The following is a 20,416-nucleotide window of genomic DNA, read 5'->3' on the forward strand; positions in this document are numbered from 1 at the left end:
TCACCGCCGCAAGCAATAGGGAGAGAGACAATGGCTGCTGCGAAGGGATATTTTGTCTGGTACGAACTGATGACCACCGATATGGCGGCGGCGGAAGCCTTCTACCGCAAGGTCGTCGGCTGGGACGCGCAGGATGCCGGCATGCCGGAAATCGAGATGGCCTATACCCTGTTCAGCGCCGGCGCCGGACCGATCGCCGGGTTGATGATCCTGCCGGATGAAGCCAAGGCCATGGGCACGCCGCCCTGCTGGACCGGCTACATCAGCGTGCCCAGTGTCGATGAGGCGGCCAAAACGATCACGGCCAAGGGCGGCAAGGTCTATCGGGAGCCGGGGGATATTCCCGGCGTCGGCCGTTTCGCCGTTGTCGGCGATCCCTATGGCGCCGCCTTCTGCCTCTTCACGCCGCTGCCAGGGCAGGACTGGGAGGTGCCGGCACCCAACGCGCCCGGCTATGTCGGCTGGCACGAGCTCTATGCCGGTGACGGCGCGAAAGCTTTCGATTTCTATTGCGACATGTTCGGCTGGGAATGGAGTTCCGATTTCGACATGGGTCCGATGGGCCAGTACAAGATCTTCAAGATCGAGGGCCGCGACTTCGGCGGCATCATGACGAAGCCGGCGGAGATGCCCATGCCCGCTTGGAATTTCTATTTCAACGTTCCGGCAATCGATGCAGCCATTGGCCGGATCAACGAAGCCGGCGGCAAGATCGTCAATGGTCCGATGGAAGTCCCCGGCGGCAGCTGGATCGTCCAGGCCATTGATCCGCAAGGGGCGTTCTTCTCTCTGGTCGCGCCGGGTCGGTAGTATAACACCTCCTCCTTGAGGGGGGAGGTCGCCGCAAAGCGGCGGGTGGGGGTGACATTCGGATCTGCAGAGTTTGTCGCAGATCACCCCACCCCGGACCTTCGGTCCGACCCTTCCCCTCAAGGGGAGGGTGATCTTTTATCGCTTCAAGCTTCCCAGAATCCCCCGTACCAGCGCCCGCCCAACCTGCGTTGCGACCGTACGCGCCATGCTTTTCATCGTTGCTTCCAGGATCGTTTCGCGCTGGTAGCCGGAGCGGCCGCGGCCTGCCGGCTTGTTGCTATCGCCGCCGAAGCCGGGAAGCGTCCAGCCGCCGGTGCTGTCTCCATCTTCCTTGGTTGCAGCCTGTTCGGCTGCCTTGCCGGCGCGGGCGGCGAGGATTTCATAGGCGGATTCGCGGTCGATGGTCTGGTCGTAGAGGCCGGCGACCGGGCTGGCATTGATGATGGCCTGGCGTTCGGCATCGGTCAGGGGGCCAATGCGGCCGGACGGCGGGCGGATCAGGGTGCGCTCGACGATCGAGGGTGCGCCCTTGCCTTCGAGCATGGACACCAGCGCCTCGCCGGTGCCGAGCGTGGTAATGACATCGGCGGTCTTGAAGGCCGGGTTGGCCCGGAACGTGTCGGCCGCCGTCTGCACGGCCTTCTGTTCGCGCGGCGTATAGGCGCGCAGCGCATGCTGCACGCGGTTGCCGAGCTGAGCGAGCACGGTTTCCGGCACGTCGAGCGGGTTCTGCGTGACGAAATAGACGCCGACACCCTTGGAGCGGATCAGGCGTACGACCTGCTCGACACGCTCGATCAGCACTTTCGGCGCATCGTTGAAGAGCAGATGCGCCTCATCGAAGAAGAACACCAGCCTCGGTTTTTCAGGATCGCCGACTTCAGGCAGTTCCTCGAAGAGCTCGGAGAGCAGCCAGAGCAGGAAGGTGGCGTAGAGGCGCGGATTCATCATCAGCTTGTCGGCGGCCAGTACGGATACCTGGCCGTAGCCGTTGTTGTTGACGCGCATGATGTCGGAGATTTTCAGCGCCGGTTCACCGAAAAAATTCGCCGCCCCCTGCTGTTCCAGCACCAAAAGCGAACGCTGCAGCGAGCCGACGGAGGTTTTCGAGATCAGGCCGTATTTGCTGGAAAGCTCGCTGGCGTTTTCGCCCATGTAGTTCAGCAGCGCCTGGAAATCCTTGAGGTCGAGCAGCGCCAGGCCGTTTTCATCGGCGATCTTGAAGGCGATGTTGAGCACGCCTTCCTGTGCCTCTGACGCATCCATCAGCCGGGAGAGCAACAGCGGTCCCATCTCGGCGATGGTGGCGCGCACGCGATGCCCCTTTTCGCCATAGATATCCCAGAAGATCACGGGGAACTGCTCGAATTCATAGGGCTTCAGGCCGACATCCTCGGCGCGTTTCAACAGGAAATCCTTCGGCTCGCCCTTGGCGGCGATGCCGGAGAGGTCGCCCTTGATGTCGGCGCAGAAGACCGGCACGCCGGCCTTGGAAAAGCCTTCCGCCAACACCTGCAGCGTCACCGTCTTGCCCGTACCGGTCGCGCCGGTAATGAGACCGTGGCGATTGCCGAATTTCAGCGTCAGATATTCGCTCTTGTTGAGACTGTCGTCCGGCTTGCGGCTGGCGCCAACGAAAATCTGTCCATCTTGCTGCGGCATGAGGTGTCGTCTCCCTGTGGGCGGCGGCCCGGGCAACTCTAAAGGAGCTGCCCGGGCCGGTTCATCGATTTGTCCTGAAGCTGTTATAAGAACAGACTTGAATGGCGACAACCATTCGCGTCATGGTTATGTTCATGATAGACTACGCATATCCGGCACGGCTTGTGCCTGTCGGCTCATTCGGTTACGTTGACGTTAACGTCGGAATCAACAGGCTGGAGGTTTAAGTGAACGAAGTTATTGATCAAATCGCGGCGAAAGCTGGTATTGCACCCGATGTCGCGGAGAAAGCCGTCGGCACGATCCTTGGCTTCTTGCAGCGTGAATCTCCAGATGGCCCGGTCACCAAGATGATTGCCGCCATCCCCGGTGCTACCGATCTGGTGGCGCAATATGGCAGCGAAGAAGCCTCCGGCGGCGGCCTGCTTGGCGGCCTTCTCAGCGCTGTCGGCGGCGGCGGCGGTATCATGGCGCTTGGCCAGCAGCTGATGAGCAGCGGCCTCAGCATGGGTGAGGTGACCTCGCTCGCCAAGGCAACCATTGAAGCCGCCCGCGAGCATGCCGGCAACGACGTGGTCGACAAGGTCGTCGGCTCCGTGCCGGGGTTGAGCCAGTTCGTGTAATCTGCTGTTATTCGTGACAGGGACCCCGCGGTTCATCTGCGGGGTTTTTCGTTTTGTCATGTTGTAAATTGCAGGCCGCTCATGTCCGCCAATCCTATTCCGTCTCTTCTGCCGCAAGGATCAGGCCGCAACTTCGTGCTCTATGGCGATTCCTGTTCCGGCGTTCCAGGCGCGCTGCACGAAAAGACCTTTGCCGCTGTCAATGCCGTCTTGCGCCGGCTCGATCCGCCACCGGAATTCATTCTGTTTCCGGGCGATGAAGTCATCGGCCTGACCGCCGATGCCCAAGAATTGAGAGCACAATGGCGGCATTGGCTCGATAACGAAATGGGCTGGCTCGACCGCCAAAAGACGCCGCTTTGGCACACGACCGGCAACCACACCACCTATGACGAGATGAGCGAGCAGATCTTCCGCGAGGTCCTGCAGCTTCCTAAAAACGGACCACCGGAGCAGGAAGGCCTGTCCTATTGGGTGCGCCATGGTGATCTTCTCCTGGTCTTCGTCCATACGCTCTGGACCGGCCTCGGCGGCGAGGGCCATGTCGAGACCGAGTGGCTGGAAGCAACGCTGAAGGCGCATGACGATATCAGCCACAAGATCGTCCTCGGCCACCACCCAGTTTTCCCCGTCAACGGATTTTCCGGCGCGTATCAGCGCGAGATCGGCCCCGAATATGCCAAGCGGTTTTGGGATATTCTGGTTGAAGCCGATGTGCTGGCCTATGTTTGCAGCCATATCCTTGTCTTCGACGTCCAGGTTCATCGCGGTGTCCTACAGCTTTGCACCGCCGGCGCGGGCACGGCTCATCGAATGCCGGAGGGCGTGGAATATCTCCATTGCATCCAGGCGGCGCTCGATGCGGACAGTTTTCGTTATCAGGTGTTGGATACGGACGGAGTTGTTCGCGAACGGTTGCAATGGCCTCTCAAGCCGGCTGATCCGGAGGAGTGGCAAAACCTCTCACCTGGAACGCATGCGGCTGGGTTTAGCGGCTCGACGAGCAATGACCGTGTTGTCGAACTGCGGATACGGGGGCTGATGCCGGACACGGCACATGCCCCGGCTCAAACCCTCTTCTCCGCCTTCAATCCCGATAGTATCTCGCCGCTCTGGCTTGGTCTGCGCGGTCCGCGACAGACCTTGACCGTGATCCTGGGTCGCGATCCAGGTCGCAGTCCGCATTACTGGTTGGGTCCCGATCTCGCCGCAGGCCAGCCTTTCGACCTCGATATTGTCTTGCATCCCGGCATGGGGCCGGGTGGCGTGCTCTACCGCATGCATGGCGATAACAGATGGACCTCCTTCGATGCGGCCTCCGCAACCGGCCTCGAGCGTCTGGTATGGCCGTCGCAATGGAGCGTGGGCCATGGTCAGGGTGGAGCGGCGGATCGTCCCTTCGTGGGCAGCGGGCTGCAGGTTTCGATTGCTGCGGCACAGTGATCCACCGAGGGTCTGGGGTGCTCCACATCGGAAAGGCTGCCGGCAGGTAGCATGGTTCGTTCGAGTGCGGATCGCTTTCTGTTAGGCTAATCGCATAGCCGAATCGAGTCTTTGCGGGGAAAGTTCATGGCGAAGTGGGATGGCGCCTATACTTGGCACAAGCGGCCTTCGGCCATCGGAGCGCCGGATCGTCTGAGAGTGGCAACGTGCCAGATCCCCGTGGGGCATGACATCGCGGCGAATGCTGCGCAGATTCTGTCGCTGATTGAAGCGGCGGCCGAGGCAGGAGCCGATGTCGCCCATTTCCCGGAATGTGCTCTGTCCGGCTATGGCTCGGCCAATTGGCCGGACTGGACCGGCTTCGATTGGTTTGGTCTTCAGGTGGCGGTGGAAGCGGTGCAATCCGCGGCGCGTCGTCACCGCGTCTGGGTCGCGACTGGCTGTGTGCATCGCGACGACGCCACGCAGAAGAAATTCAATTCTCTCTATGTTTTCAACCGCGACGGTCAACTCGCCGGCCGCTATGACAAGCGCTGTTGCTCGACCAATGATCAGCGGGCTTTCGAATTGGGTCGCCACCAGCTCATCCTGGATATTGAAGGCGTTTCCTGCGGTTTTCTGATCTGTCGAGATTGGAGCTATCCCGAGCTCTGGCGTGCGTATGAAGGCCAGGTCGAACTTGTCTTTCACTCCGCCTGCGCCGACGGTCAGGGGCGCGACAAGAATGAAACCCATACGATCCCGCCATTGATGCAAGCCTATGGCCGGCAATATGTCTATGCCGTCAGCTCTGCCAACTCCTGCCGGTACAGCCAGGATTATCCAAGCCTATGGGTGGAGCGCGGCGGATATATGGGCGGACAGGCCACGCGCCATGAGGCCGGCTTCACGATGAACGCGCTGGCCGACGATCCCGAACAGGATCGCTTCTTCGCGGCCGTTCTGGAATCGCGCCGAGCCGAACGTATCCTGTATCAGTTCGAGGATTGAGACGCGGAGCCAGCCCCTTCTCCGGAGCTGGCCTCGCTAACTCAGACCTTCTTGCCCTCCGGCTTCTCATCCGGCTGATGCCAGGCGCGGCCGTCGCGCTGGATGAGGTCGTCGGCACAGGCCGGTCCCATGCTGCCGGGCGCGTAAGGATCGGGCTTCCCGCCCTCGGCCCAGAGGTCGAGGAAGGGCTGTACCGCCGCCCAGCCGGCTTCGATGCCGTCGGCGCGCTGGAACAGGGTCTGGTCGCCGACGAAGAGTTCGTAGAACAGGCTCTCGTAGCCGGTCTGCTTGCCGATGTCGAAGCGGTCGGCGTAGCGGAAATCGAGCGAGATCGGCACGGTCTTCAGCACGAGGCCGGGCGCTTTGATCGAGATTTCCATGTCCAGCCCTTCGTCCGGCTGCACCTGGATGATCAGCCGGTTCGGCGGCAGCTGCGGGCGCGAGGCCGGGCGCGGGAATTGCGCGAAGGGCACCTGCCGGAAGGTGATGACGATCTCGGTGTCGCGTGCCTTCAGCGCCTTGCCGGTGCGAAGGTAGAAGGGAACGCCGGCCCAGCGCCAGGTATCGACGAGCAGTTTGAGCGCCACGAAGGTCTCGGTGCTGCTGTCGGGCGCGACATCGGCCGTCCCGGTGTAGGCGGGCAGATCCTTGCCGGCGAGAGGGCCGGCCGTATAGGCGCCGCGCACGCCGTTCTTGGCAGCATCTTCCGGCGAATAGATGCGCAAGGCCTTTAGAAGTTTGCCTTTTTCATTGCGGATCGACTCGGCGTCGAAATTGTTCGGCGGCTCCATCGCCACCATGGCCAGAAGCTGGAAGAGGTGGTTCGGCACCATGTCACGCAACGCGCCGGTCGAATCGTAGAATTTGCCGCGCGTGCCGACATCGACCAGTTCCGCCGCGGTGATCTGGACGTGATCGATATAGTTGTTGTTCCACAGCGCCTCGATCATCATGTTGGCGAAGCGCGTCGTCATGATGTTCTGGACGGTTTCCTTGCCGAGGAAATGGTCGATGCGATAGATCTGGTTTTCGTTGGCGTGGCTGAGCAGCCGGGCGTTCAGCTCGCGAGCCGAGGCGAGGTCGTGGCCGAAAGGCTTTTCGATCGCGATCCGGCGGAAGGCGCCAGCCGTTTCGTTCATAAGGCCGTTGGCAGAGAGCTTTTCGGCGACATCGCCGAAGAAGCGCGGAGGCACGGCGAGATAAAAGGCCGCATTGGCGCTCGGCGCCTGCGACAGGTATTTGCTGATCTCATCATAGACGGCGTTCTGGGTGAAGTCGCCGGAGATATAGGCAATGCGCTTGCGCAGGCTCTGCCACGCCTCCTGCCGTTCTGGTTCCTGCATGTCGCCCGATGTCGCGAGAAACGAATCCAGCCGCTCCAGCAGCATATCGACGCCGCCAGGTTCGATGCCGATGCCAAGGATATGCAGGTCGTCGCCCACCAGCCCGCTGCGCGACATGTTGATGAGGGTCGGGATCAGCAGCCGCCGCGTCAGATCGCCGGTGGCGCCGAAGATCACGAAGGTCAACGGCGGAGCCGGTGCAACATCCGGGCCGCTCATGCGTGTACCTCGGCAAAGCGGATGAACATCGGGTTTCTGGACGACATGGGGTATCTCCTCGGACCTGTTGCAGTTTTTGCTTTGGCTGCGCATGTTCTACTGCATAATTCCTTAGATCGGAATCGATCTAAGGATAAAATTATGCGGCAGATTTGAAGTGCTACAGCGACCTTTGCGCGTCACATGTGACGCACGGCGCTGTAGCGCGGGCTGGCGTCGGTTGTCGATGGATCGCCGCCAGCCTGTCTTTGTGGATCTCGGCGGCGGCTTACTTCTTCACCGCCACCAGAAACAGCCGCGGAAACCGCAGCAGGACCTTGCCGTCCGTGAGCGGCGGATAGGCCTTTTCGATGCGCGCGAGATAATCGGCCGTGAAGGCATCACGATGTTCGGCACCGGCATGATCGAGATAGGGGCGCAGGCCCGTGGCCTTGACCCATTCGACGATGGCGGCGGCGTTTTCCAGCGCGTGATTGTAGTTGGTGTGCCAGAGGTCGATGCGGGCCGACTTGCCGATCAGCCTGTTATAATAGACCGACGGCGCGGGCAGGGGATTGCGGCGGACGCTTTTCTTCGCGAAGGCGTCGCTCCAGGGGCCGTTTTTCGCGGTCTCTTCCATCATCAGGTGGCTGGGTTCGGTCAGGTTGTCCGGCATCTGGATGGCGAGTACGCCGCCGGATTTCAGCCCGTCCATCAACCGGTCGAAAATCTCGAGATGATTGGGCAGCCACTGGAAGACGGCGTTGGCGAACAGCAGGTCGACGGGTTCGTCCGGCAGCCATGTCGCAAGATCGGCCTTGACGAAGTCCGTGCCGGGCATGCGGGCGCGGGCCGCCTCCAGCATGTTGTCGTCGCTGTCGAGGCCGGAGACACCGGCCACGCCATAACGCTCGACGATCAGTTCGGTTGAATTGCCGGGTCCGCAGCCGAGATCGATGGCACGGTCGATGCGCGTGAGCGGCACCTGCGCCAGCAGGTCGCGCGCCGGGCGCGTGCGCTCATCCTCGAACTTTACATATTGGCCGGCAGACCACGCCATGATGGTATCCTCTCAGATGGACTTTGCTTCATCCCGGCGTAGCACCGGGATATATCAGAATCGTGTAATCACGCTGATTCCCGTACCCTCGGCCTTGTCCAGCGTCATCAGTGCCGGCACGGCCTCCTCCAGGCTGATCCTGCGGCCGATCAGCTTTTGCGGGGTGATCTTGCCGGCGGCGAGCATGTCGAGCATGGCGTCGTAGCGCCACGCCTGCATGCCGTGGCTGCCGTAGATTTCCAGCTCGTGGCCGATCACCTGCGCCATCGGGATCTGCGGCGTCGCATAGTCGCCGAGCATCAGGCCGACCTGCACATGCCGGCCGCGGCGGCGGAGGTTCTTGATCGAGTTGAAGCAGGTGACGGGATGGCCGAGCGCGTCGATCGACACATGCGCGCCGCCCTTGGTGATCTCGCGCACGGCTTCCGCGACATCGGCAACACTGGCGGCATTGATGGTCGCGACGGCACCGCATTCGCGGGCGAAAGCCAGCTTCTCATCGGAAATATCGATGGCGATGGCATTCGCCCCGAGCGCGCTGGCGATCATGATCGCGGACAGGCCGACGCCGCCGCAGCCATGCACGGCGATCCATTCGCCCGGCCGTGTTTTCGCCTGATCGGCAACGGCGCGAAACGAGGTGGCGAAACGGCAGCCGAGGCTTGCCGCCGTGGCATCGTCGACCGTCTCCGGCAGATGCACGAGATTGGTATCGGCATAGTCGATCGCCACATATTCGGCGAAGGACCCCCAATGGGTGAAGCCGGGCTGGAACTGGCTGGGGCAGACCTGCTGGTTGCCGGAATGGCATTCGGCGCAATGGCCGCAGCCGGAGACGAACGGCACGGTGACACGGTCGCCGACCTTGAAGCGGACAACACCACGGCCGGTCGCCACCACCTTACCGGCCAGCTCATGGCCGGGCACATGCGGCAGCTTGATATCGGGGTCGTGGCCCATCCAGCCGTGCCAGTCGCTGCGGCAAAGTCCGCTTGCGCCGACGGCGATGACGACGCCATCTTCGCTGGGTGTGGGGTCGGAGAGGGTACGGATCTCGGGGGTGGCCTCGAAGGCCTCATAATACATAGCTTTCATGGGTATCCCCTATAGCTCGCCGCGTTTGCTTTGGCTCATCATTTTTCCTGATCGACCCATTCGTCAAGCTGTTGTTTCGGCGCATGAAAATTGCGCACGGAAAGCATCATCCGGCGCTTTGTTGCGAATGGATTTCGGGTTGAAAATTCCGCTTGACCCCCAGGTTGCGCAGGGATTTCCTTTTGCCGCTTTCACGAGGAAATCATCATGGCCGTCGATACATCCCCCCGCACCACCACCTGGACCCATGTCGATGGAGAATGGCTCCCCGGCAATCCGCCGCTGATCGGGCCGACCTCGCATGCCATGTGGCTGGCTTCGACCGTCTTCGATGGTGCGCGCTGGTTCGACGGCATCGCGCCCGATCTCGACCTTCATTGCCAGCGCATCAATCGCTCGGCGCTCGCCATGGGATTGAAGCCGGTAAAGACGCCGGAGGAGATCGAGGCACTCGCTTGGGAAGGCATCAAGAAATTCGACGGCAAGACACCGCTCTATATCAAGCCGATGTATTGGGGCGAACATGGTACGGCGGGCAGCGTTGTTGCTGTCGATGGGGAATCGACCCGCTTCGCACTTTGCCTGTTTGAGGCGCCGCTGGGCGGCCAGGGTGGCATTTCGCTGACCGTTTCGCCTTTCCGCCGTCCGTCGCCCGAAACCGCGATGACCGATGCCAAGGCCGGCTCGCTCTACCCAAACAGCGGCCGGATGATCCTGGAAGCCAGGAAGCGCGGCTTCGACAATGCGCTTGCATGCGACATGAACGGCAATGTCGCCGAGACCGCTTCGTCCAACGTCTTCATGGTCAAGGACGGTATCGTCTACACGCCGGTCGCCAACCGTACCTTCCTCGCCGGAATTACCCGCGCCCGCGTCATCGGCCTGTTGCGCCAGGAAGGATTCGAGGTGCGCGAGGAAACACTGTCGGTCGAACAGTTCATGGCCGCCGACGAGATCTTCACCAGCGGCAACTTCTCCAAGGTCGTCGGCGTCACCCGCCTCGATAGCCGCGAATTCCAGCAAGGCCCGATCGCCCGCAAGGCGCTGGAGCTTTACATGGACTGGGCCTTTGGGCGGAGTATCAGCGAAGAATAAGGAATACTGCACGCAGTCTTCGGATCACGATGCCTTCGAATTGGCTTTGAAGGTTTGCTTCGTGATCCGGTAGGATGCGAAGGATTGGCCGAGATATTCGGTTGCGCGCGTCGGCGACAGGCCGAGCTTTTCTGCAACGCGGATGGAAGCCGTGTTGCCCGGCGCGATATCGGCGATCACGCATTCGAGGCCGAGTGTTGTAAAGGCATGGGCGAGGACCGGCTTTGCAGCTTCCGTCGCATGGCCCTTGCCCCAGGTGAGCCTGTTCAGCCGCCAGCCGATCTCGATCTCTGGCCCAACCGCATCGGCGGGTATGAGCAAAATCCATCCCAAAAACTGTTCTGGATTGTCCTTGGCAAAGACGGACCAATAGCCGAGGCCCTCACCAAAGTCCGCCTGAATGCGGTTTGCCAGGAACAGCCTGTGTGCTTCCGGATCATTCCATGGGCCGGGAATGAATTTCGTCACCTCCGGATCGCGATCCATGGCCATGCATTCCTCGATATCGGCCATGGTACGCGGACGCAGGATCAGGCGGCCGGTTTCAAAGGTCGGAAGCACGGTTGTTCCTCCTGATTTATCGATATCCGTAAAGATAAGAATAGACGTCGGGATGCGGAAGAATAATTCGCAGTACAAGAAAATGTAGCGAATTCTCCCACGGCAATTGCTTTTGTGCTATTATGGAGTTGGTCGGCAAAACCACTAAGGAGGCCGCCATGAAAATCTCTCTTCCTGCTTCTGTCTATCTTTTCGACTACTACAGGCTGTTTTTGCAGCTCTGTGTCATCGCGGCGATCGGGTTCGTCATCTATTCGATGCTGTTCGGATTGACGTGGTGATGTCGGAAGCAATTGAAACCGCCGGCCTTTATGAGGCCGCCGGGTCCATTCTTGTTTAAAGGTAGTCGACGATGAGCTTGAGCTTTCCCAATCGGAGCCGCAGTTACGATGCCTCGGCGCGGCGTATCCGTTTTATCGGGCATGATGGCATGTTCGAGGTTCCATTTCTGGTCGAAGCCGATGTCTTTCCAGAGGCCAACACCGAGGCAGGCTATCTTGCCGCCTTCGATGCGGGACGTGATGCGATCCAGCAGGTGGCCATGAAAGCCTATGGCTATGCCCGCCGGCGCATGTACATCCTGACGCCGAATGACTTTCGCTGAGGAGAACTATTCCGCCTCTTTCCTCGGGCTGACCCACCAGCAATAGACTGCGCCGATCGCCAGCAGCACGCAGGTGCCGAGGAAGACGGCGCGCATGCCGATATGGCCGCCGACGAAGCCGCCCATGACCGGGCCAACCACCTGACCGACATATTGCGACGAGATCGAAAGGCCGAGGATGCTGCCGGCCGCCGCATCCGGTACATTGTGGCGGATGACGGCGGTGATGCAGGGCAGCAGTCCACCGAGCGCGATACCCATCAGGAAGCGCAGCGCGATCAATTGCCAGGCTGATGTCACGAAAGCCTGCGGGATCAGCAGCAGCGCCGCGACCGCGAGAGCCGTCATGATGACAGTCCAATGGCCGATGCGGTCAGCCAGTTTGCCGAGCCATGAGGCCGACATAATACTGCCAAGTGCCGCCGCAGCCATGACCACGCCAGAAATCATCGTGACATGCGCATTCTCGACGAACTGGGCGACATAGACGGTGATAATCGGCTCGATCGACATATTGGCGAGCATCAGCAGCAGGCCGATCGACAACATGGCGATAGCAGGTCGTTTGTCGGGGATGGAAGCCCAGCCGCCACTCGCCTTGGCGGCCTTTTTCCGCGCCGGCGATTTCTCTTCCTTGATGAGGAAGGTGGTCGCCAGGAAGGTGAAGAAGATCACGCTGCCAGCCAGCAGAAAGGTGCCGCGAATGCCGATGATGGGCGGCAATGCGCCGCCGATCAGAGGCCCGACCAGATTGCCGGCCATGATCCCGGAGGACAATACTCCGAGTGCCCAGGCCGAGCGAAGCTTCGGTGTCTGCGTCGCCACCAGCACCATCGAGCCCGAGGCATAGCCGCCGGCAAGGCCGGTGAACAGGCGCAGTGCCACCAATTGCCAGACGCTGCCCGCCATGCCCATCAGCGAGATCGCCACCGTCATGCCGAGGCTGGCGCGCACCAGCATCAATTTCCGGCCATAGATATCGCCGAGCCGGCCCCAGAGCGGCGCGACGAAAGCGGCGGCAAAGAAGGTGGCGCCATAGGCAATGCCGGACCATTGCACGATCGCGGCCTTGTCGGTGACGCCGAGCTCCTCGACATAAAGCGGCAGGAAGGGAAGCAGCAGCGTCATCGCCACGATGGTGGTGAAGGAGCCGACGAGGCAGATGATCAGATTCCGCATCCAATAAGCGGTTTCCGGTTCAGCCGGCGCGGCTGCCTCCCATCTTGTCTCTGTCATTTTCTGGCCTTTGCATTCAACGTATACAATAATTCCTGGTTGCCCGACGCCAGGATATGCCCCTTTGCCGCGGCAAGCAGGTCTGCGCGGGTGAAGAGATCGGGAAGATTGAGGCGGTCGACATCGAGTGCATAGACGGTGACGTGATAGCCGTGAATACGCTCGTCGTTCCAGGGCGGGCACGCGCCCATATAGCCCCCATGCGGCCCATTCTTCAAGGAGCCGCCGCCAGCGCCGTTCTGTCCGCGCCGGCCGTGGTCCGTGCGCTCGAGCGGCAGCCCGGCCGCCGGCGAATTATCGCCATCGGCGCCTTCGGGAAGGCTGGTGAGAGAAGCCGGTATATCGGCGAGTACCCAATGGACGAATTCCATCCGCTTGAAGTTCCTGGGGATGATCGTGTCGTCCTTGTTGAACAACGAGAAATCGCTGGGCACATCGGGATCCACCATGGTCAGCGCATAGGAGCGTGTGCCCTTCGGCCCTTTCGACCAAGACAAAGCCACGCTCTTGTTCGGTCCCTGCGCCGATTTGCTGTTTGGGGTTGCGATACACGAGGCGTTTTCCGGCAGCAGCATGCGGCCATCGCTCTTTTCAAACTTGACCTTGAGATCAGCGGCAAAGGCCGGTGAGCCGGTGGTGACCGCCGCTGCGATAGCGATTGCGCCGAGGAGATGGGGAGTATGTCGCATGGTCTTGCCCTTTCGCGTTTCAGCCCTTTCGAGCTTTCATGGGGCAGGGTCTAACAGATCGTTCCGGTACGCTTGCGTACGTAAACGCTCAAAGTGAAGCCGGAAACGCTCAAGTGCTGCGCAGCCGCTCGGCGAAGCGGCGAGGGGAGCGATAGCCGGTGGCAAGGGCTGCCTCGCGCAGCGACAGTCCGTCTTCGGCCAGCAATGTGGTCGCGAGCGCCACACGTTCGCTTGCCAGCACGTCGCGCAACGATGAACCTTCGCGCGACAGACGCCGGCGCAGCGTCGCATTACTGGTGCCGAGTTCGACGGCAATGAGGTCGGCGGTCCAGGCGCGGTCCGGCTGCCAGCGCACCAATGCGCGCACAGCCTCCGCCGTCGTTTCAGGCGAAGCGGGCAGGGCGCCGCGCATGCCGAGCACCATCAGCACCTCCATCAGGCGGTGCTCGATCAGTTCCGCCGGCAGCTGACCGGAGGCAATGCCGTCGCCGGCATGATGGATGGCTGCAGCCAGCACCGGATCGAGCGGCAGGTCGATCTGCGAAGCCGTGCGCGCAGGCGGAAACGCCCTGATGGCGCGGCGCACGAGCTCGTCGGGAAAGCTGATGAAGATGGCGCGATAGACGCCGCTCTGCGGATCGGGATCGTTGACGACATCGCCGCGCCAGCCGGCGGGCAGTACCAGCACCGTACCGGCCGGCAAACGCAGATGCCGCCCCATGCTCAGCACCTCCTTGTAGCCCTCTATGAGAACGACGATCGAGACATGGGCAAAGGCCGAGCCGGCGATACGCTCGCGCTGCCGGGTGACGAAGGTGAAGAGGGTGGAATAGCTTTTTCCATCAGCCGGCATTACGGCAGGCCGATTGTCTTTCCCCGCCAGGCGGCGCAGCTTCTCCAATATCTGATGGGCTTCGGGCATGGCGACGGCGTCCTGCTGATGTCGACTAGGGCGATAGTCTGGACCACGCCAATGGTGATGCCAAGCCCGCAAAGCGCCTTGTCGGTTCTCTCGGCTCCAGTTTTCAGTTCGTGGCAACCGCTGCCATAGCCGCTTCCAGCGCAACGAGCGGGCCGGTCATCGGCGGGGCAGCGTTTCCGGTCAGCAGCCGTAGCGCTCCGGTCATCGACGCCTGTGCGAAGGCGACCGTCTTCGCCCCCTCGCGCTGCGCTGCGTCGACCGCTGCAGCGATCGACATCAGATAAGCCTCCTGTTCGCCGGCCCGGAACAGCGCCCAGGCGCCCTCGATCAACCGCACGTCGATGACGGCACCGGTTGCCTTTGCGGCCTCTTCGAATAGTCGTGTGCTGGGGTCGATGGTCGTTTCGACGGTGCAAAGGACAATGACTTTGCCGCCCGCCTTCACCGCTCTTTCGGCTAGGATACCGTCGGCTCTGATAACGGGAACCGGCGACTTCCCGGCCGCCAGCAATGCCGCCGGGCCAAGGGTGGAGCAGTTGAGCACGACGGCATCGGCCTCCTGTGCGAGGTGGAGCAGGACATCAGCCGTTTCCGTCGTGATATCGGCCGTCAAACCTCCTAGCCGTTCGGCGGTCAGGAGAAGGTCGGCGCGGACATGATGATGGAGGGCGCCAGCAGGAAGGCCAAGCTCCCTGGCAGCGTCCTCATAGATGGGAATGTTGCTTTCGGCAGTGTGCAGGCAGGCAATTTTCACGGAGCTGGTCTCGCTGAAGCCACCCGACAAGGCGGCGGTTCACCGAGCCTAGCCTCTGACGATCTGATTGTCGACGCGTGCGATGCCGCAGATCGTGGCGGCGATTTTGCCGGCGCGATCGATCTCTTCTTCCGTTGCAAGCCAGCCGCTGAGAACGATCTTGGGACCGTCCGCAGTTACGAAAACATCCGGGCCGTCGATATCTTCGGCGATGGCCAGCGCGTTTTCCACCGCGAATTCGAGGTCGATCGTTTCAGGTGCGTTGGGGCGGGGCACTTTGGCAGAGAATGAGGGTGTCATGGAGTCTGATTTCCTCAGCTAGTGGTTGTCTTTCGTGTTTTATCCGCGGCTATCGCCATCGCGGCGCTTAAGCTGCTGTCAAGCAGCTCGTCTGGAATTTGTGGTCCGTATCGTCCCTTGTGGAGCTTCAAGGCTTGCCTATAGGCTTCGATAAACAGATTGATCCTGGTCCAGTTTTCTTGTGCCATATGCGTCGGCCAAAACAGGAAGGCGCCCGCCGCGGATGTCGTCAATTCGCCGAGGCGGCTGGCGGGAATCTTGAAGGTGCCCACTGGCATCTTCGCCCGGATACCGAAATCGTCGATCAGCCACTCATCGTTTTCAAAGAGCGGCACCTTACTATCCAGGAGGGATGTGTCCCTGATATGGCGGGACGAACGGCTTTCGAAGAATGGAATGAGGCCAACCGGGCCGTCATTGCTGCTGGTCTCGCTGGCAGTATCGGCGGGCATCATCAATCCTTCCGGCATAGTTGATGGCCTCGGAACTCAGCGCGACGATTGTCGCCGGTCTGTCAGACCGGCGCACGGTTTCGCGCGCGCCACCGTCTAAACAGAGGCCTCAAATGCTATTACTGCGCGCGACTGCTGCGACGGTGCGATCTATTCGGCTTTTGCCGCAGGGGCGATCGATTCTATATCGATTTCCTGTGTCACCCGTTCCTGGGCGACTTCGTCGTTGCGCATCCGATATTGCGGGGAGTTGTCCCTCGCTGGAAGATAGGCCGTGATCCGGTAAACCTCCGCCGCCTTCGGGGAAAGGCCTTTCAGGCTCTTCAGTCGAACGGTCTCGCCGATGGGGAAACGGTGAATGGCCACGGTGCGCTACGTCTTTCCGGCCCTGTCTGTTGCAACGGCCCTGTTATCATGGCGCTCGCGCGCAAATGTCGTCTATCGGGAAATGTATGTTCGGCAAGACGGCCAAGATGCCGCTTGCCGAACATTCCGGCTTGATTGTCAATCGGGTGATCGCGGGCTGCCAGTACATCCGTGGTCAGCGCCGCATTCCGTTCCAATCAGGCCAATCTGAGCTTGGAGATCGAGCTGCGGCCCATGCCGTCCTGCTCGATTTCGAAGATCAGCTTCTGACCCTTTTTGAGCGTCTCCAAGCCGGATTTCACCACTATTTTCGCGTGAACGAAAATAGCGACGCTGCCGTCGGTCGGCTGAATGAAGCCGTAGCCCTTTTCCAGGTCGAAATTCTTGACGATGCCATTGAACATGCTGTCTCCTTGGGCTTGGCATGGTCGATGCAGGCAAACGTGCCCAGCATATTCAGGACCATACGGTTGAGGAGATCGGCGGGTCGAGAACCTCTGACGCTGCGATAAGCCAAACTGCCCAAGACGATAGAAGGACAACTACAGGCTGATTAAGGTTTAATTAAGACCAGTCTTGGGTGAGAAGACGATTGGGCAGTTTGACACCCAATTTGAGTGATGAGCAATACAAGTGGTATCTGGTTGAAAGACGGGTAAATTTTCCTCCAGCCCGCGATTTTTTGGCATGTCGCCGGTTGCCCTTCACTTCGTCCCCTCCTATGTTCCGGGTCACCTGCCGACGCAATCAATTGCCAAGAGGAGATATGACCATGGCTTTCGAATTGCCTGAACTTCCCTACGATTACGATGCTCTTTCCCCCTTCATGTCGCGTGAGACTCTCGAGTATCACCACGACAAGCATCACAAGGCCTATGTCGACAACGGCAACAAGCTCGCTGCTGAAGCAGGCCTGTCCGATCTCTCGCTCGAAGAGATCGTGAAGAAGTCCTTCGGCACCAATGCTGGCCTCTTCAACAATGCTGCCCAGCATTACAACCACGTCCATTTCTGGAAGTGGATGAAGAAGGGCGGCGGCGGCAACAAGCTGCCAGGCAAGCTCGAAGCTGCCTTCGCTTCCGATCTCGGCGGCTATGACAAGTTCAAGGCCGATTTCGCTGCTGCCGGCGCCACCCAGTTCGGCTCCGGCTGGGCCTGGGTTTCCGTCAAGAACGGCAAGCTCGAAATCTCCAAGACCCCGAACGGCGAAAACCCGCTGGTTCATGGTGCGACCCCGATCCTCGGCGTCGACGTCTGGGAACACTCCTACTACATCGACTACCGCAACCTGCGCCCGAAGTACCTCGAGGCCTTCATCGATAGCCTGATCAATTGGGACTACGTCCTGGAGCGCTACGAAGCCGCCACGAAGTAAGCTTTGCCGTTTCGGCTTGCTTTCACACCCGGCGCTGTCCAAGCGTCGGGTGTTTTCATATCTATTGTCCGGTTATCAACTCATCAGCCCAAGGAGGCTGCATGTCGTCTCCGTCCGCTCCGCTCTTCCGTTTCGGCGTCGTTGCCGATCCGCAATATGCCGCCCTCGAGCCCAATATCGAGCTCGATCGCTATCCGGCGAAAAGCCTTACGAAGCTCGAAGAGGCTATTGCGGAATTCAATCGGCACGACCTCGCCTTCGTCGTGACGCTCGGGGATATCATCGACCGTCATTGGGAGAGTTTCGAAGAGATTCTCCCTGTCTACGAGAGCCTTCGGCATGAGCGGCATTTCCTGCTCGGCAATCACGATTTTGCGGTCGCGCCAGAGCATTTGGCGAAGGTCGCAAACCGCGTCGGGCTGTCGTCGGCCTATTATGACTTCGCCCGAGCCGGCTATCGCTTCATTGCTCTCGACGGCAACGAGATCAGCCTGTTTGCTTCACCGGAAGGTGACCCGCGTCGCGATGAGGCCAAGGCTTTGATGAGGGCGCTGAATGACGCCGGAGCGCCGAATTCGCACCGCTGGAATGGCGCTATCAGTGACACGCAATATGCCTGGCTCGCCACGAAGCTGAACGAGGCGAAGGCCGCGGGCGAGAAAGTCGTGGTCATGAACCACTATCCGGTTTTCCCGGAGAATTCGCACAACGCGCTCGATAGCGAACGCCTGCTGGCGCTGTTCGCCGAACATGATCACGTCATCGCCTATCTCAACGGCCACAACCATGCTGGCAATTTTGGCGTCGCCGACGGGACGTATTTCGTCAATTTCAAAGGCATGGTCGATACCGAAGACAACAGCGCCTATGCGATCGTCACGGTCTACGAGGATCGGCTGGAGATCATCGGCTTCGGGCGTGAGGAGAGCAGGGTTCTGGCCTTGCACTAGCGTCTCATTCCGCCGCCACCCGCATCTCCGCTACGTCCCGTTTCGGCGGCGCGCCGAACATGCGGGTGTATTCGCGGCTGAATTGCGAGGCGCTTTCATAGCCGACCCGGTAGGCGGCATTCTCCACGTTGGCGCTGCCGGCAACCATCAGGCGGCGGGCTTCGAGCAGCCGCATCTGCTTTTGATATTGCAGTGGTGTCATCGAGGTCAGTGTCTTGAAATGCTGATGGAACGAGGAGGGGCTCATGCGCGCGGCGGCGGCAAGCTGCTCGATGCGTACCGGCTCGGCGAAATTGTCGCGCAGCAGGCGGATGGCGTCGGCAATGCGGCGCGTCTGGCTGTCCGGCAACACCAGCTTGCAGACTTCGCCCCCGTTGGGGCCGGTGAGCAGCCAGAAACAGATTTCCCGCATGATTGCCGGATGGAGCACCGGAATAGCCCTCGGGGTCGCGAGCAGCCCGGTCAATCGCACCAGGCAATCGGCGAGCGGCTGGCTGAGGTCCTCGACGAAGATGCCGAGACCTGCACCGCCCGTCGGCTTCGGCGGCACGTCGAGTTGCTCCATCACCTCGCGCATCATGCCGACATCGAATTCGAGCGAGATGGCGATATAGGGCTTTTCCGGGCTTGCCTCGATCACCCGGCCGGCCGCGGGCAGCTCGATGCTGATGATGAGGGCCTGCATCTCGGCATAGTCGATCACCCTGTCGTGCAGCATCAGTTGCTTCGCACCCTGGACGATGACGCAGAGCGCCGGCCTGTAGATCATCTTATGCGGCATCTTCGGCTCGCTCGAGCGCATGACGCAAAAGCCATCGATGCCGGTCCAAAAGACCCCGTTGTCGCCGCCATCACTGCTTTCGATGAAGTGTGTGAGCGCGTCTTTAAGGGTTGACGACATCGGTGGTCTCCAGGGCAGGGGCGAAGTCATCATCATAGCAGTGTAACGTCGGCCGGCAAGGCGGCTGGAGGAATAGGCAAGAAATTCGACAGTTCCGGCATTCAAGGAGATGGGGCAACGGACGTAGGTTTACGCCATCAAGCATTCCCTGGAGAACGGCAATGACGACTGAAAATATCGATAAATCAAAGGCAAAGATCGCAATCATCACAGGCGGCAGTCGTGGTCTCGGTCGCAACACGGCCGTCCATCTCGCCCATCGCGGTGTCGATAGCATCATCACCTACCATTCAAATCGGGTAGAAGCGGAAAGCGCGGTTGGCGAGATCGAGGCGCTCGGACCGAAGGCCGTGGCACTGCAACTCGATGCCGGCGACGTCAGCTCCTTTGATGTGTTCGTCTCCGAGGTTGGACGGGTTTTGCGACAGGAATGGGGTCGGGATCGGTTCGATTTTCTCGTCAATAATGCCGGCACATCCTATCACGCATCCTTCACGGAAACGACGGAAGCCGAGCTCGACAAGCTCTATAATGTCCATTTCAAAGGCGTCTATTTTCTGACGCAGAAGCTGCTGCCCGTGATTGCGGATGGCGGTCGCATTGTCAACATTTCCTCCGGCCTTGCCCGCTTCAGCAATCCAGGCTCGTCGGCCTATGCGGCGATGAAGGGTGCGGTCGAAGTTCTCTCGCGGTATCTCGCCAAGGAACTGGGCACGCGGGGCATCGCCGTCAACACCGTGGCGCCGGGAGCGATCGCGACCGATTTCAGTGGTGGCATGGTGCGCGACAATCCCGAGGTGAACAAGTTCGTCGCCTCCATGACGGCGCTCGGCCGCGTTGGCCTGCCCGATGACATCGGCCCGATGATCGCTTCGCTCCTGTCGGAGGATAATCGCTGGATCAATGGTCAGCGGATCGAAGTGTCCGGCGGCATGATGCTTTAAATAGGAGCGCGCCGACCGGCCCGCCGGCGTCGTCAGCCCC

24 protein-coding genes are annotated in these 20,416 nt (G+C 60.7%); 10 read left to right on the forward strand and 14 right to left on the reverse strand.

Features of this window, described 5'->3' with window-relative positions:
* The first annotated feature begins 30 nt into the window (after positions 1-30).
* The gene (locus tag PMI03_RS23915) at positions 31-810 is read left to right on the forward strand and encodes a VOC family protein (protein WP_007699438.1); all 780 of its coding nucleotides are present in this window, start codon (positions 31-33) and stop codon (positions 808-810) included.
* 138 nt (positions 811-948) lie between these two features.
* On the opposite strand, the gene PMI03_RS23920 is transcribed toward PMI03_RS23915, so the two are convergent.
* Entirely contained in the window at positions 949-2,475 is a 1,527-nt protein-coding gene (locus tag PMI03_RS23920; protein ID WP_007699440.1) for a helicase HerA-like C-terminal domain-containing protein, read from the reverse strand.
* A gap of 227 nt (positions 2,476-2,702) precedes the next feature.
* Here PMI03_RS23920 and PMI03_RS23925 point away from each other — a divergent pair, with 227 nt between their 5' ends.
* The 3 genes from PMI03_RS23925 (at position 2,703) to PMI03_RS30775 (ending at position 5,531) form a co-directional block, all read left to right on the forward strand.
* Complete coding sequence (locus PMI03_RS23925) at positions 2,703-3,098, forward strand: hypothetical protein (protein WP_007699442.1); 396 nt, start codon at positions 2,703-2,705, stop codon at positions 3,096-3,098.
* An 81-nt stretch (positions 3,099-3,179) separates the two neighbouring features.
* Positions 3,180-4,541 (forward strand): metallophosphoesterase, encoded by a 1,362-nt coding sequence (locus PMI03_RS23930; protein ID WP_007699445.1) that lies wholly within the window; start codon positions 3,180-3,182, stop codon positions 4,539-4,541.
* Between the two features lie 126 nt (positions 4,542-4,667).
* Positions 4,668-5,531: a carbon-nitrogen hydrolase family protein gene (locus PMI03_RS30775; RefSeq protein ID WP_007699448.1), complete on the forward strand. Its 864-nt coding sequence runs from the start codon at positions 4,668-4,670 to the stop codon at positions 5,529-5,531.
* A gap of 41 nt (positions 5,532-5,572) precedes the next feature.
* On the opposite strand, the gene zwf is transcribed toward PMI03_RS30775, so the two are convergent.
* From zwf to PMI03_RS23950, 3 genes are all read right to left on the reverse strand, one after another.
* Positions 5,573-7,093 carry a glucose-6-phosphate dehydrogenase gene (zwf, locus tag PMI03_RS23940; RefSeq protein ID WP_007699451.1) on the reverse strand — a complete coding sequence of 507 codons (1,521 nt, stop codon included), beginning with the start codon at positions 7,091-7,093 and terminating at the stop codon, positions 5,573-5,575.
* A 268-nt stretch (positions 7,094-7,361) separates the two neighbouring features.
* Entirely contained in the window at positions 7,362-8,132 is a 771-nt protein-coding gene (gene tam / locus PMI03_RS23945; RefSeq protein ID WP_007699465.1) for a trans-aconitate 2-methyltransferase, read from the reverse strand.
* Positions 8,133-8,186: 54 nt separating this feature from the next.
* Positions 8,187-9,227 carry a zinc-dependent alcohol dehydrogenase family protein gene (locus PMI03_RS23950; RefSeq protein WP_007699468.1) on the reverse strand — a complete coding sequence of 347 codons (1,041 nt, stop codon included), beginning with the start codon at positions 9,225-9,227 and terminating at the stop codon, positions 8,187-8,189.
* A gap of 207 nt (positions 9,228-9,434) precedes the next feature.
* On the opposite strand from PMI03_RS23950, the gene PMI03_RS23955 reads away from it, so the two are divergent.
* The gene (locus PMI03_RS23955) at positions 9,435-10,322 is read left to right on the forward strand and encodes a branched-chain amino acid aminotransferase (protein WP_007699470.1); all 888 of its coding nucleotides are present in this window, start codon (positions 9,435-9,437) and stop codon (positions 10,320-10,322) included.
* A 24-nt stretch (positions 10,323-10,346) separates the two neighbouring features.
* Here the strand turns inward: PMI03_RS23955 and PMI03_RS23960 are convergent, their stop codons facing one another.
* Entirely contained in the window at positions 10,347-10,883 is a 537-nt protein-coding gene (locus PMI03_RS23960; RefSeq protein WP_007699475.1) for a GNAT family N-acetyltransferase, read from the reverse strand.
* 158 nt (positions 10,884-11,041) lie between these two features.
* Here PMI03_RS23960 and PMI03_RS31375 point away from each other — a divergent pair, with 158 nt between their 5' ends.
* Together PMI03_RS31375 and PMI03_RS23965 are read left to right on the forward strand one after the other, a co-directional pair.
* Positions 11,042-11,164, forward strand: coding sequence for a hypothetical protein (locus PMI03_RS31375; protein ID WP_007699477.1), 123 nt, complete (start codon positions 11,042-11,044; stop codon positions 11,162-11,164).
* A gap of 71 nt (positions 11,165-11,235) precedes the next feature.
* Complete coding sequence (locus PMI03_RS23965; protein ID WP_007699480.1) at positions 11,236-11,487, forward strand: DUF1488 domain-containing protein; 252 nt, start codon at positions 11,236-11,238, stop codon at positions 11,485-11,487.
* Between the two features lie 6 nt (positions 11,488-11,493).
* On the opposite strand, the gene PMI03_RS23970 is transcribed toward PMI03_RS23965, so the two are convergent.
* From PMI03_RS23970 to PMI03_RS24005, 8 genes are all read right to left on the reverse strand, one after another.
* Positions 11,494-12,723: an MFS transporter gene (locus tag PMI03_RS23970; protein ID WP_007699483.1), complete on the reverse strand. Its 1,230-nt coding sequence runs from the start codon at positions 12,721-12,723 to the stop codon at positions 11,494-11,496.
* On the reverse strand, positions 12,720-13,412 hold the full coding sequence (locus tag PMI03_RS23975; RefSeq protein WP_007699486.1) for a YbhB/YbcL family Raf kinase inhibitor-like protein: 693 nt from the start codon (positions 13,410-13,412) through the stop codon (positions 12,720-12,722). Before PMI03_RS23975 ends, PMI03_RS23970 begins: the two co-directional genes overlap by 4 nt.
* A 109-nt stretch (positions 13,413-13,521) precedes the next feature.
* On the reverse strand, positions 13,522-14,334 hold the full coding sequence (locus PMI03_RS23980) for a helix-turn-helix domain-containing protein (protein WP_007699490.1): 813 nt from the start codon (positions 14,332-14,334) through the stop codon (positions 13,522-13,524).
* Between the two features lie 103 nt (positions 14,335-14,437).
* Entirely contained in the window at positions 14,438-15,088 is a 651-nt protein-coding gene (locus PMI03_RS23985; RefSeq protein WP_007699494.1) for an aspartate/glutamate racemase family protein, read from the reverse strand.
* 48 nt (positions 15,089-15,136) lie between these two features.
* Positions 15,137-15,388, reverse strand: coding sequence for a BON domain-containing protein (locus PMI03_RS23990; protein WP_007699497.1), 252 nt, complete (start codon positions 15,386-15,388; stop codon positions 15,137-15,139).
* 14 nt (positions 15,389-15,402) lie between these two features.
* Entirely contained in the window at positions 15,403-15,843 is a 441-nt protein-coding gene (locus tag PMI03_RS23995) for a hypothetical protein (RefSeq protein WP_234786707.1), read from the reverse strand.
* 147 nt (positions 15,844-15,990) lie between these two features.
* Positions 15,991-16,206: a hypothetical protein gene (locus PMI03_RS24000; protein WP_012651133.1), complete on the reverse strand. Its 216-nt coding sequence runs from the start codon at positions 16,204-16,206 to the stop codon at positions 15,991-15,993.
* Positions 16,207-16,403: 197 nt separating this feature from the next.
* Complete coding sequence (locus tag PMI03_RS24005) at positions 16,404-16,610, reverse strand: cold-shock protein (protein ID WP_007699502.1); 207 nt, start codon at positions 16,608-16,610, stop codon at positions 16,404-16,406.
* 368 nt (positions 16,611-16,978) lie between these two features.
* On the opposite strand from PMI03_RS24005, the gene PMI03_RS24010 reads away from it, so the two are divergent.
* Together PMI03_RS24010 and PMI03_RS24015 are read left to right on the forward strand one after the other, a co-directional pair.
* Entirely contained in the window at positions 16,979-17,581 is a 603-nt protein-coding gene (locus PMI03_RS24010; protein WP_007699507.1) for a superoxide dismutase, read from the forward strand.
* Between the two features lie 101 nt (positions 17,582-17,682).
* Positions 17,683-18,531, forward strand: coding sequence for a metallophosphoesterase (locus PMI03_RS24015; protein ID WP_007699510.1), 849 nt, complete (start codon positions 17,683-17,685; stop codon positions 18,529-18,531).
* Positions 18,532-18,535: 4 nt separating this feature from the next.
* Here the strand turns inward: PMI03_RS24015 and PMI03_RS24020 are convergent, their stop codons facing one another.
* A complete protein-coding gene (locus PMI03_RS24020) occupies positions 18,536-19,432 on the reverse strand; it encodes an AraC family transcriptional regulator (protein WP_007699511.1) in 897 nt (298 codons plus the stop codon).
* A 161-nt stretch (positions 19,433-19,593) separates the two neighbouring features.
* On the opposite strand from PMI03_RS24020, the gene PMI03_RS24025 reads away from it, so the two are divergent.
* Complete coding sequence (locus PMI03_RS24025; protein ID WP_007699513.1) at positions 19,594-20,376, forward strand: SDR family NAD(P)-dependent oxidoreductase; 783 nt, start codon at positions 19,594-19,596, stop codon at positions 20,374-20,376.
* The last annotated feature ends 40 nt before the right edge of the window (positions 20,377-20,416 follow it).

The organism is Rhizobium sp. AP16 (assembly GCF_000281735.1).
Lineage (GTDB): Bacteria > Pseudomonadota > Alphaproteobacteria > Rhizobiales > Rhizobiaceae > Rhizobium > Rhizobium rhizogenes.